Source organism: Streptomyces sp. NPDC102514 (assembly GCF_055584525.1).
Map to the genome: position 1 here is coordinate 859,867 of NZ_JBVJLW010000001.1, position 14,067 is coordinate 873,933.

The window sequence follows — 14,067 nt, forward strand, 5'->3', positions numbered from 1 at the left end:
AAGGGGGTCGCTGCTCACGCTCATGAACGTATTTGGGGAAACATGTCGCGCTACAAGCCGCTGTCCGACGAACTCGATCCCTGCGCACGGCAGTTGGTGGAGGAGTTACGTCGGCTGAAGGATCACGGCGAGCTGACGATGCGGCACCTCGCGGCAAAGACCGGCTACAGCTCCAGGTCGTGGGAGCGGTACCTGGGAGGCACCTCGCTGCCGCCCCGGGAGGCGCTGGAGGCACTGGCCCGGACCACGGGTGCCGACCCCGTCCCGCTGCTCGCGCTGCACGAGGTCGCCGCCGACACCTGGGACAGCCGCCGCGCCAAGACCGCCGTAGAGCCGCGGCCCACGACGCAGGAACAGGACGAGGACCAGGACCGGGGACACGGGCAGGATCAGGGACACGGACAGGGCCAGGACGAGGAACACGGGCAGGACCAGGGACACGGACAGGACCAGGGGCAGGATTCGGTCACACTGATCGGGCCCACGACGCCCCCGGCCACCGCACCCGCTCACGGCCGCTTCCCGCACATCGCCCTCACGGCAGGCGTCGTAGCCCTGGCCGTGGCACTCTCGGCAGCGCTGCTGCTCATGCTGCGCCTCGACGACGACGTCACCCAGGCGACCGTCGCAGCCCCGCCCTCCACCGCCGCGGCCTCGCCGTCACCCTCCTACACCTGCCGCATCACCCGCGTGGACGGCCGCTGGTCGGCAGGCATCAACGAAGGCCGGAACGACGAGATCGTCTACGGGGCCACGGGCGCCGACGTGGCCGAGGCGCAGTGTCTGCTGCGCCGGGCCGGCATCTCACCCGGCGGGATCGACGGCATGTTCGGCCCGCTGACACTGCGGGCCGTCAAATCGTTCCAGCAGCGCTCGGGCCTGGTCGTCGACGGGATGCTGGGGCCGCGCTCCTGGAAGGCGCTGCGCGGATGACAGGGGCTGTACCTTCGCCGCCGGGCGCCCGACTGGCCTTCGTACTGCAGCAGTTGAAGCAGCGCACCGGCCTGAGCCTGGCGCAGCTCGCGAACGTGACCACCTTCAGCAAGTCGTCCTGGGAGCGCTACCTCAACGGCAAGAGTCTGCCGCCGCGCAGCGCGGTCATGGAGTTGTGCCGTCTGGTCGGCGAACCAGCCGACCACCCGCTGGCGCTCTTGGACATCGCCCGGACACACCGGACGCATCGGACACATGGAACGCCCGGAACGCCTGGAACGCCTGGAACGAAGGCGGCGCCGCAGAACGAGACGGCACCGGACGCCAACGCCCCCTCCGGGACAACCCCACCCGACACCGGCCCGACCGAGACACCCCCGGACGGCGTCGACCTCACAGGCACCCGGACCCGCACTCGCACCCGCACCCGCCCGACCAGCCACCGGCCCGTAGCCGTCCTCACCGCCCTGGTGTCGGTCTGCGCGGTGGTCGTAGGAACGCTCGTGCTCATCAACCTGCCCCCCTCGCACGGCATGGAGGCGCCTCCGTCCCCCGCGCCGCCCTCCACCACCGGGGCGCTGTGCCGTCACAATGCCTGCCAGGACAAGGACCCGATCGCGATGAAATGCGGCGCTCAGCCGACGACACTCGCCGAGCACGAGACCGCCACGGGGGCCTGGATCCAGATCCGCTACAGCGAGGAATGCGGGGCGAGTTGGGCCCGTATGTGGGGCGCGGCGGTGAACGACCGGATCGAGCTGCGGACGGGCGGCCGGAACGGCTCCCGCCATGGCGCGAGGGTCACGAGCCGCAACGAGGTGGACACCTACGTCCACACCCTGATGAGCGTGGCCGGCCCCGGGACGGCGATGCAGGTCTGCTTCAGCCCCGCGACGGGCGGCGCGAAAGAATGCTTCAGGACACGCCGGGACGAGTCCGTCGCACCCTCCGCAACGGCCGCTTCCACAAGCTGAGGTGACCGGAGCGGCAGCCCTGCGTCGCGCGTCGTCATCCTGGCGGCGCTACTCGGCAGCGCCGGCGCCGGCCGGTACTGCCACCGCTGCCGTCGGGATGGCGTTGTCGACGAGGACGGCAGCGATGGCGGCTGCGGTGGCGAACGCGTCCGTGTTGAGGACTCGGCTGCGGGCCGAGGCGCCGTCCAGGAGCAGCGCCAGTTGCTCACCGAGCTGCTCGGGATCGGTGACGCCGGCCTCGCGGGCGGTCTCCGCGAGCCGGGCGGCGAAGCCCTTCTTGTAGTCGCGGGCGTACACGCGGGCCGGGTGGTCCGGGTCGGGGATCTCGACGGCCGCCGCGATGTACGGGCACAGGGGAGCGTGGGCGTCGAACGCGGCGAGGAGCCGCTCGCGAGGCGTGAGATCGGTGCGGTCGAACACTTCCGGCAGGATGTCGGGATCGAACCGGCGCAGGCACTCGGCGATCAGGTCGTCCTTGCCGGTGAAGTGCTGGTAGAGCGTGCGCTTGGACACCTCGGCGACCGCGCAGAGCTGGTCCATGCCGGTGCCGCCGATGCCTTGATCACGGAACAGTTGTTGTGACGCGCCGAGGATGCGCTCACGTGCGCCCCTGCCGCGGCGCAGGCCTCGCGGCCCCTTCTCCAGCTCTGCCATACGCCCAGCCTAACCCATGTGGGTACCGATCGGTGTGCATAGCTTGCACCGCTCGCCGCGGTTCGCTACGGTCATCGTTAAGTACTCAGAATGGTGTACTTAATTTCGGCACGGCAGATGAATGGAGTGCATCGTGGGAAAGCTCGATGGCAAGGTCGCGGTGATCACGGGCGCGACGAGCGGGATGGCACTGGCCGGTGCGAAGTTGTTCGCCGACGAAGGAGCTCACGTCTTCATTTCGGGCCGGCGGAAGGACGCGCTGGACGAGGCCGTCAAGCTCATCGGCCGGAACGTGACCGGCGTGCAGGGTGATGCGGCCGACCTCGACGATCTGGACCGCCTGTTCGAGACGGTCAAGCAGGAAAAGGGCGCGATCGACGTGCTGTGGGCGAGTGCCGGGACAGGCGGGCAGGGCAGGCTCGGCGCGATCACCGAGGAGCAGTTCGATGCCGCCTTCTCGCTGAACGCGCGCGGCACGCTGTTCACGGTCCAGAAGGCGCTGCCGTTGTTCAACGACGGAGGCTCGATCCTCATGACCGGGTCGAACGCATCACTCCGGGGCTATCCCGACTGGGGTGTGTACGCGGCGAGCAAGGCCGTGCTGCCCGCCTACGCACGGGTGTGGGTGGCCGAGCTGAGGGACAGGAGGATCCGGGTGAACGTGCTGACTCCCGGCCAGGTCGCCACGCCGATCCTGGAAGAGGTGATGGACGAACGGATGAAGGCGCAGTTCGAATCCGTCATCCCGCGGCGGGAGATGGGCCGCCCTGAGGAGATCGCGTCGGCCGCGCTGTTCCTGGCCTCGGACGACTCCAGTTACGTCAATGGCATGGAACTGGTCGCCGACGGCGGCACCACGGTCATCTGAGCACGTCCCTGCTGGTCGACGGCGCCGCACCGACGGGCATCCGCGGCGGCGCCCGGCTCTCCCCCTGGGGGAGGCCCGTCGGCAAGCGTCGGCGCACACCTCACTGATCCCTACACAACAACTGATCCCTACACAACAACTGATCCATACACAGCAAGGGGACACGCATCATGTCCACCATCAGCATCATCGGCTCGGGCAACATGGCCGCCACCATCGGTACCCGGGCGGCGAAGCGCGGCCACACCGTCGAGTTCATGAGCCGCGACGCCGCCAAGGCTCAGGCGCTCGCCGACCAGGTCGGCAACGGAGCCACCGTCGGCACGTACGGCGCAAGGCCCGCGGGTGACATCGTCATCGTGGCCGTCCTGTACACCGGCGCGGTCGAAGTGGTCGCGCACTACGGCGACGCGCTGGCCGGCAAGATCCTCGTCGACATCACCAACCCGTTCAACGCCGACGTGAGTGGGCTGGTGACCACCCCGGGCACCTCGGTGTCCCAGCAGATCGCCGCCACCGCCCCCGACGACGCACACGTCGTGAAGGCGTTCAACTCGATCCTCCAAGGTGTCCTCGCGGAGGGCAAGCCGGTGGACGTGTTCTTCGCCGGTGACGACGCCGAGGCGAAGGCGTGTGTCGCGGCGTTTCTGGAGAGCCTGGACATGCGGGCCCTCGACGCAGGAGGGCTCGACATGGCCCACGCCCTCGAATGGGCCGGCATCCTCCTGGTGGGCCTGGCACGCAACGGCGGCGGCTTCGACATCGCCTTGGGTGCCAAGGCCCTCTGAAGGCTCACTCCTGGTCACACCCTTGCGAGCGTCCGGCTCGACCAGCCCCAGTCCTTCGTGGTGAGGACCCTCCAAAAATAGTAGCCATGGACATTATGTCTATGTACTCTATTTGGCATGAGCAAGGGTTCACCGGGCCCCACACCCGGTTTCTTGGTGTGGCGACTCGCCAACAAGTGGCGCGTCGCGGTCGATCGCGCGGTGGCTCCGCTGGGTCTCACCCACGCGCAGTACTCGCTGGTCGCGTCGCTGTACGGCATGCGGCGCACCGGCGAGCGGCCCAGCCAGCGCCGCCTCGCCGACCACACCGGCCTGGAGGCGTTGTACGTCTCGAAGCTGGCGCGCGCACTGGAGTCGGCCGGCCTGGTCGAGCGCACCCGTGATCCCCGCGACCCGCGCGCCGTACAGCTGGCGCTCACCGAGCAGGGGGCGGCCGTCACACGGCGGGCCATCGGGGTGGTCCAGCAACTGCTCCAGCAACTGCTGGACCCGCTCGGCGGCCTCGACGCCCCGCGAACGCGTGCGTTCACCGAGGAGTTGACAGCCCTGCTCGACGTACCGCTCGATCCATCCGTACCGAACGCGAACGATGAGAGCGCTTGACGAGAGAAATCAGGGGGACAACAACATGACCACCAGCGCGTCCACTGCTACCGCATCCACCACCACCGCACCCGCCGCCAACGCCCGCGACCTCGCCCTGGCCCACTACGCCGCGCGCGGAGTCCTGGAGCACGTACTGGCCCGGCACGGCGCCACGTTCCAGCAGCAGGTCGCTCTGCGTGCGGCCCTCACCTCCGACACCCCGCAGACGCCGGACGATCTCCTCGCCCAGGTCCAGGGGTCCCTCAAGGCGGATCCGGCCGATATCCGTGCCACGCTCGACGAGTTGCTGGCGAAGCAACTGCTCGCCGCCGAGGGTGCGTACCTTCGCCCCACCGACGCGGGGCGCGAACTGCTCGCCGCCGTCGGCGCGGAGACCGCCCCCATCTCCGCCCGCATCTGGGGCGGGATACCCGCCGAGGACCTGGCCGCCGCAGGCCGCGTCCTGACCCTCGTCACCGAACGTGCCAACGCGGAACTGTCAACGCTGACGGCCTGACATCACAGGCGAGATCAAACGGCGCATCCGTGACACGAGTTGGGCTACTCGCAGATGCAGATGCAGATGCAGATGCAGATGCAGGTGTTGCGGTTGGTGCCCCGCGTCCTCGGCAAGGTCCGTGCTGGTCTGCTGGCCGCCAACTGGCAGCCGCCGGGCTGGTCGGCCACCCAAGGAAAGAGTCGGCGCCGGGTCGAGCAGGCCGGCGCCGACCAGGACGTGCATGGTTCCGGCGTTCCCGCCCAACGGGCCGCGGTCAAGGCCGAATTCATGTCAGCGGCGGCGCAGCATCATGACGACGGCGATGATGATGATAATGACGACGATGGTGCCCAGACCGATGTACACGGGTTTCTCTCTCTGTCGGAAGCGCGGCACCCGTTGGTGTCGCAGAGCCCGAGTGCCCCCGCTGGGGCGGTTCATCCCGGTCATATGACCGAGGCCGACCACGACCCGTCAGTTGACCATCCGTGCGCAAAGGGTTTACAGCCCACTTGCAACGATGTAAACAGCTGCTTGCAGCCACCCCATGAACACCTTCTCGGTACAGAGCTCCCGACAACGTTGTCTGTCATCGCCGGCCTCACCCCCACGGAGGTTCTCGTGACTGTCCGATCGACCGGGTTTCTCGCCAAGTCCTGTGCCACGCTGCTGGTCGGCGGCCTCGTGGCGATGTTCTCGCCCACCACGGCCGTCGCTGCGCCCGAGTACTCGACCGCCGAGGCGGGCAACCCCTTCGTCGACGGCTGGTACGCGGACCCCGATATCGCGGTCTACGACGGCAAGTTCTGGGTCTACCCCACGGCGTCCAAGCCCTACGCCGAGCAGACCCACCTCGACGCGTTCTCCTCCACCGACCTGGTCCACTGGACCAAGCACAGCAACGTCCTGAAGACGGCGGACGTCTCCTGGGCCAAGTACGCGGTCTGGGCACCCGCGCCGGTCGAACGGAACGGCAAGTACTACCTGTACTTCGGCGCGAACGACATCCAGAGCGACTCCGAGCTGGGCGGCATCGGCGTGGCCGTCGCCGACCGTCCCGAGGGCCCGTACAAGGATGCTCTCGGCAAGCCGCTGATCTCGCAGTTCCACAACGGGGCCCAGCCCATCGACCAGGACGTGTTCATCGACGACGACGGCCAGGCGTACATGTACTACGGAGGCTGGCACCACTCCAACGTCGTCAAGCTCAACCCGGACATGACCAGCCTGGGCACGTTCGACGACGGGTCCACCTACAAGGAGATCACCCCCGAGAACTTCACCGAGGGCTCCTACATGTTCAAGCGCAACGGCAAGTACTACTTCATGTGGTCGGAGGGCGGCTGGACCGGCCCCGACTACTCGGTGTCGTACGCGATGTCCGACTCACCGACCGGCCCGTTCCGGAAGATCGACAAAGTGCTCGCCCAGGACCCGGCGGTCGCCAAGGGCTCCGGCCACAACTCCGTGGTGAACGTGCCGGGCACCGACATCTGGTACATCGTCTACCACCGCCGTCCGCTCAGCGAGACCGACGGCAATCACCGTCAACTGGCTTACGACCGGCTGTACTTCAACGCCGACGGCACCATCCGGCGGGTCGCGATGCAGGTGAAGGACAACTTCGCCGACGGCAACGCGCTGGGCTGGAAGACGTACGGCGGGACATGGTCCGTCAGCGGCGGACAGTACCGGGTGGGGCGGAACCTGGGCGGCAAGGCGCTGCTGGACACGAACTTCGCCGACTTCACCTACGACGCCGACGTCAGCGTCACCTCGGGCGGCGGGGACGCGGGCCTGACGTTCAGGGTGAGCGGGCCGTCGGTCGGCTGGGACAGCTACACGGGCTACTACGCGGGCATCAGCCCGAGCGGCAAGGTGGTCCTCGGCCGGGCGAACGGTTCCTGGACCGAGTTGGCGACCGCCCGCACGACCGTCGGCTCCGGCTCGGCCCACCGGCTGCGCGTGACCGCCGTCGGTTCCTCGATCAAGGTGTTCGTCGACGACATGACGACACCCAAGATCTCCGTCAGCGACAGCACCTACCGCAGCGGCGCGAACGGCGTCCGGGTCTTCGACACCGAGGCTGCCTTCGACAACGTGGCCGTCGCGCCCGCGGGATGACGACCCGGCGGTGCGGACACTGACGGTCCTGCCCCAGCGCGAAGCCGAGTGGGCTTCGCGCCGGGGCAGGACAGGTGTCAGTAAGAGTTATCCGGCGGCCAGCGCCCCCAACACCGTGGCGGCCAGCGCGGAGCGTGCGACCATGCCGGACACCGAGGTGTTCTCCGAGCGGGCGTGGGCGCCCGAGCCGACCGCCCCGATGCCGTCCAGGACGGGCGTCCCCGCGGCCACGACGAAGTTGCCGTCGCTCGCTCCGCCGACGGACGCCTCCCGCAGGTCCTCCCCGAGCAGCGCCGCGCACCGGCGGGCCAACTCCGCGAGCGCCGCGACCTGTTCGGTCCGCTCGAAGACGGGCCGGTTCCAGTCCCCGCTGATCTCCACGCTGGTGCGCGGATCGACCGGGCGCAGGGCGGCGAGAGCGTCGCCGATCCGCTGCTGTTCGGCCGCGGAGGCGACACGGATGTCGATACGGCCGACGGCGCGTCCCGCGGTGACGTTGCTGCGGGTGCCGCCCTCCACCACGCCCACGTTGAGTGAGGTCCCCGCGTCCGGCGCGCGCAGTTCGGCCAGGCGCAGGATCTGGTGGGCGAGTTCGTCCACCGCGCTCGCCCCGGCGGTCGGGTCGAGCCCGGCGTGGGCCTCACTGCCGGTGACCGTCAGGGTGAACAGTCCCACTCCCTTGCGGGCCGTCTTGATCGCGCCGTCCGCCGCCGCCTCGAAGACCATGGCGAGCCTGCTGCCGTGCGACTCGGCGACGATGGCCTCGTGGGAGGCGAGGCTGCCCGTCTCCTCGTCGCCGTTCAGCATCAGCGTGCAGGCCGGCCTGGGCAGGCCCAGGGCGTCGAGGGCGCGCAGGGCCCACACCGCCTGTACGAGACCGGCCTTCATGTCGAACACACCGGGCCCGCTGATGTGGTCGCCGTCCCGCCGGAAGGGCCAGTCGTCGAGGGTGCCGGTCGACCAGACGGTGTCGTAGTGCCCGAGGAGCAGGACCGGCCGACCGTCCTCGGCGACGGCGTCCCGCGCCGGATAGCGGCGTACAAGGATGTCCCCCGCTCCGGCCTTCGCGCGGGGAAGGATCTCCTCGGTGTCCGGTGCGCCCAGGCGCCGGTCGAGCCAGTCCCGCAGCCAGCCGAGACAGGCGTCGAGGTCGTCCGGGTCGTCGCTGGCACTGCCCTGCGAGGTGTACGCGTCGAGGTCGGCGACCATGTCCTCGCGGTGCTCGTCGAGCCAGCGCCGGACCGCCGCGGCCTGTTCCACCTCCGGCAGCCGGCCGGGCATCGCGGCCGGGGCAGGGCGGTTCGGGTCGTCCGGCCGCCCGGGTGCCGCCTGCCCGGCGAGGCGGTCCAGCTCCTCCAGCCGTGCTTCCGACATCCCGTCCGGGGCGCCCTCCAGTGAGCGCAGGCCGTCCATGACGGTGCGCAGCAGCGGCGTGGGGAGTCCTGCGCGGGCCGCGTGGTCGAAGACGTCGGCGTAGTGGGTGGTCACCTCGACGGGCCGGTGCCGTACGGCGAGGTCGCGCCAGATGCCGCTGCGGTCCTTCGCCTGCGTACGCAGCCACGCACTCAGGCGGTCGAAGGCGGCGTCGCGTGCCGCCGGATCCGTACCCTGCCGGAGCGGCAGGGGTTCGAAGGCGTCGAAGGCCTCCAGGGTGACGCCGAGCCGGTCGGAGACGGCGAAGATCTCACCGGTCAGGCCGGCCATCGCGGGCCGGTGCCGGTCGATCAGGTCGGCCATGGGGGCGTCGGCGAGGGCGGTGGCGGCGAGCATCGCGCCGAAGCCGGCCTTGGCCCACAGGTACCCCTCGACGTTGTCGCTGGCCACGGCCGGGCCCCAGCTCTGCAGGTCGGCGACGACCGCGCGGACGCGCGGGCTGACCGGGGCGCCGCCGGGCTCGCCGATGACGAGGGCTCCGGCGCCGCCGTCGAGGACGACACCCGGTTCGACCACGTCGGCGAAGATGTTCACGAACGCGGCGACGGTGCGAGGGGCACCGACATGCTGCGCGATCAGGCCCTCGTTGAAGCCGTTCTGGAGCGAGACGACATAGCCGTCCGGTTCCAGACGGGGCGCGATCCACGCCGCCGCCGTACCCGTGGCCTGTGCCTTCACGGCCAGCAGGACCCGTCCGAGGGTGCCGGTGAACTCGTCCGGAGTGGCGGCGGCGACCGGCACGCTCGTACGGGACTCGCCGTGGGCGACGACGAGTCCGCGGGCGCGGATCGCGGCCACGTGGGCGGGGTCGGTGTCGACGACGGTGACCGGATGGCCGGCCCGCGCGAGGGCGAAGGCGAGCGTGCCGCCGATCGCGCCCCCGCCGACGACGGTGTAGGCGGCCCGCTGCGGGGAGGGGGCGGTCATGTCAGGAGTCCTTCCGTGGAGGCGGTGGCGCCGGCGACCGGGATCGCCGCGTGCGGAGTGGCGCGGGTGTCGCCGGGCTGCCAGATGCGGGGCAGGTGCAGGGCGCCCGTGCTGGATCCGCCGTCCACGCGCAGGACCTCCCCGGTGATCCAGGAGGCGTCCGGGCCCGCGATCCAGCACACCGCGCGGGCGATGTCCTGGGGGCTTCCCGGGCGGCCGAGCGGATTGCCGCCGATGGCCGCGGCGTACTCGGCCGAGACGGGATTGCAGTCGCTGGACACCTGGACGAACCCGGGGCTGACCGCGTTGACGCGGATGCCGTGCTCGCCCAGTTCCAGGGCGGCGGCCCGGGTGGCCATCTCCAGCGCGGCCTTGGAACTCGCGTACGGGCCTCCGCCGGGGCGGGCCCGCAGTGCGGAACCGGAGGAGATGTTGACGACCGCGCCGGGCCGTCCGGCCGCCATGGCGAGCCGGGCGAACGCGGCGGTGGCGAGCACGGGAGCACGCAGGTTCACCGCGAACAGCCGGTCCCAGGCACCGGCCTCGACCTGGGCCATGTCCAGGGACGGATAGACCCCCGCCGCGTTGACCAGGACGTCCACGGGCCCGTGTGCCGCCCAGGCCGCCTCGACCAGGGCTGCGGGCGCGTCCGCGTCGGTGAGGTCCGCGGTGTGCGTCGCCGCGCCGCCGCCCAGCCGTGCCGCGGTCCGCTCCAGCGCCTCGGGATCGCGGTCGGCGAGCGTGAGCAGGTCGCCCCGTGCGGCGAACTCCTCGGCGATCGCGCCGCCGATACCGCCCGAGGCACCGGTGACGAGCACGTGCGCCATCAGTCGAACTCCTTGTCCTTGGTCTCCGGCATCGTGAGGTAGACGACGAGGGAGATGAGTGCGGCGCCGGAGACGTAGATCCACAGCAGGTCGCTGTGGCCGTTCTCGTGCATCCAGGTGGTCAGGTAGGGGGCCGTGCCGCCGAAGACCGCGACGGCGAGGGCGTAGGGCAGGGCGATGCCGGTGGCGCGTACCTCCGCCGGGAACTGCTCGGCCATGATGACGGCGCAGTTGGCGGAGTAGCCGAGGATCAGCAGCATGCCGACGAGCTGGACCAGGAACAGGCTCAGGAAGCTGCCGCTGAGCAGGTGCAGCAGCGGCCAGGCCAGGACGACGAAGCCGCCGGCGAAGGCCGCCATGGTCGGCTTGCGGCCGATCTTGTCCGAGAGCAGCCCGACGAACGGCAGCGCGACGACGAACACGACCAGACAGAGCGTCTGCGACAGCAGGGCCGTCTTCAGCGGGATGCCGGTGGTCAGATTCGCGTACGTGGGAAGGTAGTTGACCCAGATGTAGTAGGTCAGCGTGCCCGCGATCGTGATGCCGGCGACGCGCAGGGTCGCGGCCGGGTGCTCGACGAACATCGTCTTGACGGGGTTGGTACGGGTGCGGCCGGTGTCCTGCGCCTGGGTGAAGGACTCGGTGTCCTCGACCGTCACGCGCAGCCACAGTCCGACCAGGCCCAGAAGCCCGCCGAAGATGAACGCGGCGCGCCAGCCCCAGGAGTGCACGGCGTCGTCGCTCAGCACCGAGGTGGTGAGGGTGCCGAGGAGCGAGGCGATGAGGACACCGCCCGCGACCGACACCTGCTGCCACGACCCGGCGAACGCGCGCCTGCCGCGGGCGGCCGACTCCACCAGGAAGGCGGACGACGAACCGAACTCGCCACCCGCGGAGAAGCCCTGTACGAGCCGGGCCAGGAGCAGGATCAGCGGCGAGAGGACACCGATGGTGTCGTAGTTCGGGGTGATCGCGATCAGGAAGCCGGCGCCCGCCATCAGCGCGACCGTGAGGGTCATGCCCTTCTTACGGCCGTACCGGTCGGCGTAGGCCCCGAGAACGGCGGCACCGACCGGACGCATCACGAAGCCGACGGCGAACACGGCGAGCGTGGACAGCAGGGCCACCGCTCCGTCGCCCTTGGGGAAGAACTCGTCAGCGATGATCTTCGCGAAGATCGAGTACAGGGCCCAGTCGACCCATTCGACGGTGTTGCCGATGGTGCCGGCCACGATGGCCTTGCGCTGGGCGCGGCTCAGTCTGCCCGGGGCGGGGGAGTCGCCGCCCTTGGACAGGGGGCCGGCGGGTGGTGTGGCGGATCCGGTGGTCATGGCGTCTGCTCCGGGGCGTCGGGGACGGAACGGGCGGTCGTCTGGTCGTTTCCGGCTGTCACCCCGCTGTCCAGCACGGCACGGGCCGTGTCGGCGAGCTGGGCGTGCGTGGCGTACCAGACGTCGGAATGGGCGGCGATGTGGTCGAGGAGTTCACGCAGGGCCACCAGGCGCGAGCGGTGCCCGATGACGTGCGGGTGCAGGGTGAGCTGGAAGACACCGCCGTCGCGGTACGCGGCGTCGAATTCGTCGGTCCAGATCTCCAGCACGTCGCGCGGACGGCTGTGCGGACGGACCGAGCCGTAGCGGTCCATCGTGAAGTACGGGGCGTCGTCCCGGATCCAGTCCACGGGGATCTCGACCAGACCGGTGGGCCTGCCCCCGGCGACGATCTCGTAGGGCTCGTCGTCGGCCATCAGCGAGGAGTCGTACGCGAATCCGAGTTCGAGCATGATGTCGAGCGTCGAGTCGGAGAAGTCCCAGGACGGCGTGCGGATACCGACGGGCCGCTGCCCGGTCAGCGTGGTGAGGGTGTCCAGCGCGCGTGCGGTCAGCTCCCGCTCGTCGTCGCGGCCCAGCAGCATGTTGCGCTCGTGGATCCAGCCGTGGACGGCCAGCTCGTGCCCGTCCCGGGTGTAGGCGCGCGCCTCCTCGGGGTGGACCAGGGCGGAGACCGCCGGCATGAAGAACGTGGCGGGCACGCCGTACCGGGCGAGGAGATCGAGGATCCGGGGCGCGCCGACGCGGGCGCCGTACTCGCCCTGGGCGAGGCGGCCGGGGCTGGTCTCGCCGTCGCGCAACGGGATCGTCTCGTGGTCGGAGTCGAAGGAGATCGCGACCGCGACGCGGGCGCCGCCGGGCCAGCGGTCGGGGACCAGCCGGCGTCCGGCGCGCACGGCGTCGAGGTGGCCGCGCCAGGTCGGTTCGGTCCAGCGCCAGCTCTCCGCGGGCAGGCCGGAGTCGTCTGTGGGCATGGTGACTCCACGGGTCGGGGACAGGACGGGAAAAGTGGGGGAGCGGGGCGTGGGAGAGGTCGCGGATACGCGGCCGGGCGGGTGCCCGCTCAGGCGGTGGCGCGGACCATGCGGTGCCAGGAGTACTTCATGGTGACGAGGTGCAGGGTCACGTCGGAGGCCAGCAGGCCGGGCAGTGCCCCGATGACGTCGCTGGTGTAGCGGAAGAGGTCGGCGCGGCGGGGGAGCACCATGTGCCCGACGAGGTTGAAGCGTCCGGTCGCCGCGCCCAGGAACTTGGTTCCCGGATGCCCGGCGAGCTGCCGTCCCGCCGCGTCGAGCCGGTCGGGCTCGATCGACAGCCAGACCATGAACTCCGCGTCGTACCCGATCAGAGCCGGTTCGACCAGGGTGCGGAACTGGAGGATGCCGCGGGAGATGAGCCGGTCCATGGCCCGCGCGACGCTGGATTCGGTGTGATCCAGGTTCCTGGCCAGCGTGCTGACCGGGGTGCGGCCGTCCTCCTTGAGGGCTGCCACGACCGCCTGCTCCAGGGTGGTGAGCGCCTGTGGTGTGACGTCCCAGTCGGCGCGGTCGCAGGACGACGCCAGGGTGTCGGGCCGCAGGTCGGCGGCAGCCTCGGCGGGCAGCAGTCCGGTGTCCCACATGGACGCCGAGGTGAACGCGCGGATGACCGGTACGGCCTCGGTGCTGGTGATGAGGTCGGCCGCGGGCAGATCGGTGAAGAGCATCCGCATCATCTCCTCGTTGTCGCGGGCGACGAAGTCGACGATCAGGTCGGCGGCGCCGGTCACGACAGCGACGAAACGTACATCCGGACTGGCGGTGAGCCGGTCCGCGACGTCGAGACCGCGGCCGGGCCTGGCCTGCACCCGGACGAGCATGGAGGATCCCTCCCGCGTCCGGTCCAGCTCCAGGGTGCCGACGACCCGCAGCAGTCCGCGCTCGCGCAGGGCCCGGTAGCGCCGCTGGGCGGTCGTCTCGCTGGCGTCCACCCACCGCGCCACCGCGCTCCACGGGGCACGACCGTTGAGCTGGAGCGCGGCGATGATGCGCCGGTCCAGTTCGTCGATGGTGTCCACGGGGGCTCGGTGGTTCATGGCGCCGACGCTAATGAGCACCGGGGCCGCCGTCAATGAAGGAATCCTG

Annotated in this window: 13 protein-coding genes; 7 read left to right on the forward strand and 6 right to left on the reverse strand. The window is 70.4% G+C overall.

What is annotated here, in order from left to right:
* Positions 1-42 precede the first annotated feature (42 nt).
* Both ACZ60E_RS03735 and ACZ60E_RS03740 read left to right on the forward strand, forming a co-directional pair.
* Positions 43-933 carry a peptidoglycan-binding protein gene (locus ACZ60E_RS03735; protein ID WP_469437685.1) on the forward strand — a complete coding sequence of 297 codons (891 nt, stop codon included), beginning with the start codon at positions 43-45 and terminating at the stop codon, positions 931-933.
* Positions 930-1,907, forward strand: coding sequence for a helix-turn-helix domain-containing protein (locus ACZ60E_RS03740; RefSeq protein WP_469437686.1), 978 nt, complete (start codon positions 930-932; stop codon positions 1,905-1,907). The genes ACZ60E_RS03735 and ACZ60E_RS03740 overlap by 4 nt, the downstream gene beginning before the upstream one ends.
* Before the next feature lie 48 nt (positions 1,908-1,955).
* Here the strand turns inward: ACZ60E_RS03740 and ACZ60E_RS03745 are convergent, their stop codons facing one another.
* Positions 1,956-2,561 carry a TetR/AcrR family transcriptional regulator gene (locus ACZ60E_RS03745; RefSeq protein WP_469437687.1) on the reverse strand — a complete coding sequence of 202 codons (606 nt, stop codon included), beginning with the start codon at positions 2,559-2,561 and terminating at the stop codon, positions 1,956-1,958.
* Positions 2,562-2,694: 133 nt separating this feature from the next.
* Here ACZ60E_RS03745 and ACZ60E_RS03750 point away from each other — a divergent pair, with 133 nt between their 5' ends.
* From ACZ60E_RS03750 to ACZ60E_RS03770, 5 genes are all read left to right on the forward strand, one after another.
* A complete protein-coding gene (locus tag ACZ60E_RS03750) occupies positions 2,695-3,429 on the forward strand; it encodes an SDR family NAD(P)-dependent oxidoreductase (protein WP_469437688.1) in 735 nt (244 codons plus the stop codon).
* A 170-nt stretch (positions 3,430-3,599) separates the two neighbouring features.
* The gene (locus ACZ60E_RS03755) at positions 3,600-4,217 is read left to right on the forward strand and encodes an NADPH-dependent F420 reductase (protein ID WP_469437690.1); all 618 of its coding nucleotides are present in this window, start codon (positions 3,600-3,602) and stop codon (positions 4,215-4,217) included.
* Between the two features lie 117 nt (positions 4,218-4,334).
* Positions 4,335-4,820 (forward strand): MarR family winged helix-turn-helix transcriptional regulator, encoded by a 486-nt coding sequence (locus tag ACZ60E_RS03760; RefSeq protein WP_469437691.1) that lies wholly within the window; start codon positions 4,335-4,337, stop codon positions 4,818-4,820.
* Between the two features lie 25 nt (positions 4,821-4,845).
* Positions 4,846-5,319, forward strand: a complete 474-nt coding sequence (locus ACZ60E_RS03765; protein WP_469437693.1) for a MarR family transcriptional regulator — start codon at positions 4,846-4,848, stop codon at positions 5,317-5,319.
* 603 nt (positions 5,320-5,922) lie between these two features.
* Entirely contained in the window at positions 5,923-7,425 is a 1,503-nt protein-coding gene (locus tag ACZ60E_RS03770; protein ID WP_469437695.1) for a glycoside hydrolase family 43 protein, read from the forward strand.
* An 87-nt stretch (positions 7,426-7,512) separates the two neighbouring features.
* On the opposite strand, the gene ACZ60E_RS03775 is transcribed toward ACZ60E_RS03770, so the two are convergent.
* The 5 genes from ACZ60E_RS03775 to ACZ60E_RS03795 form a co-directional block, all read right to left on the reverse strand.
* A complete protein-coding gene (locus ACZ60E_RS03775; RefSeq protein ID WP_469437697.1) occupies positions 7,513-9,786 on the reverse strand; it encodes a 2-dehydropantoate 2-reductase in 2,274 nt (757 codons plus the stop codon).
* A complete protein-coding gene (locus ACZ60E_RS03780; RefSeq protein ID WP_469437699.1) occupies positions 9,783-10,613 on the reverse strand; it encodes an SDR family NAD(P)-dependent oxidoreductase in 831 nt (276 codons plus the stop codon). The genes ACZ60E_RS03775 and ACZ60E_RS03780 overlap by 4 nt, the downstream gene beginning before the upstream one ends.
* Positions 10,613-11,944 carry an MFS transporter gene (locus ACZ60E_RS03785; protein ID WP_453793313.1) on the reverse strand — a complete coding sequence of 444 codons (1,332 nt, stop codon included), beginning with the start codon at positions 11,942-11,944 and terminating at the stop codon, positions 10,613-10,615. The genes ACZ60E_RS03780 and ACZ60E_RS03785 overlap by 1 nt, the downstream gene beginning before the upstream one ends.
* Positions 11,941-12,918 (reverse strand): polysaccharide deacetylase family protein, encoded by a 978-nt coding sequence (locus ACZ60E_RS03790; protein WP_469437701.1) that lies wholly within the window; start codon positions 12,916-12,918, stop codon positions 11,941-11,943. Before ACZ60E_RS03790 ends, ACZ60E_RS03785 begins: the two co-directional genes overlap by 4 nt.
* Before the next feature lie 89 nt (positions 12,919-13,007).
* On the reverse strand, positions 13,008-14,018 hold the full coding sequence (locus ACZ60E_RS03795) for an Lrp/AsnC family transcriptional regulator (RefSeq protein ID WP_469437704.1): 1,011 nt from the start codon (positions 14,016-14,018) through the stop codon (positions 13,008-13,010).
* Between the last annotated feature and the right edge of the window lie 49 nt (positions 14,019-14,067).

Coding starts and splice junctions, on each gene's coding strand:
- ACZ60E_RS03735 (WP_469437685.1), top strand. CDS start 43: ATGTCGCGCTACAAGCCGCTGTCCGACGAACTCGATCCCTGCGCACGG.
- ACZ60E_RS03740 (WP_469437686.1), top strand. CDS start 930: ATGACAGGGGCTGTACCTTCGCCGCCGGGCGCCCGACTGGCCTTCGTA.
- ACZ60E_RS03745 (WP_469437687.1), bottom strand. CDS start 2,561: ATGGCAGAGCTGGAGAAGGGGCCGCGAGGCCTGCGCCGCGGCAGGGGC.
- ACZ60E_RS03755 (WP_469437690.1), top strand. CDS start 3,600: ATGTCCACCATCAGCATCATCGGCTCGGGCAACATGGCCGCCACCATC.
- ACZ60E_RS03760 (WP_469437691.1), top strand. CDS start 4,335: ATGAGCAAGGGTTCACCGGGCCCCACACCCGGTTTCTTGGTGTGGCGA.
- ACZ60E_RS03765 (WP_469437693.1), top strand. CDS start 4,846: ATGACCACCAGCGCGTCCACTGCTACCGCATCCACCACCACCGCACCC.
- ACZ60E_RS03775 (WP_469437697.1), bottom strand. CDS start 9,786: ATGACCGCCCCCTCCCCGCAGCGGGCCGCCTACACCGTCGTCGGCGGG.
- ACZ60E_RS03780 (WP_469437699.1), bottom strand. CDS start 10,613: ATGGCGCACGTGCTCGTCACCGGTGCCTCGGGCGGTATCGGCGGCGCG.
- ACZ60E_RS03785 (WP_453793313.1), bottom strand. CDS start 11,944: ATGACCACCGGATCCGCCACACCACCCGCCGGCCCCCTGTCCAAGGGC.
- ACZ60E_RS03790 (WP_469437701.1), bottom strand. CDS start 12,918: ATGCCCACAGACGACTCCGGCCTGCCCGCGGAGAGCTGGCGCTGGACC.
- ACZ60E_RS03795 (WP_469437704.1), bottom strand. CDS start 14,018: ATGAACCACCGAGCCCCCGTGGACACCATCGACGAACTGGACCGGCGC.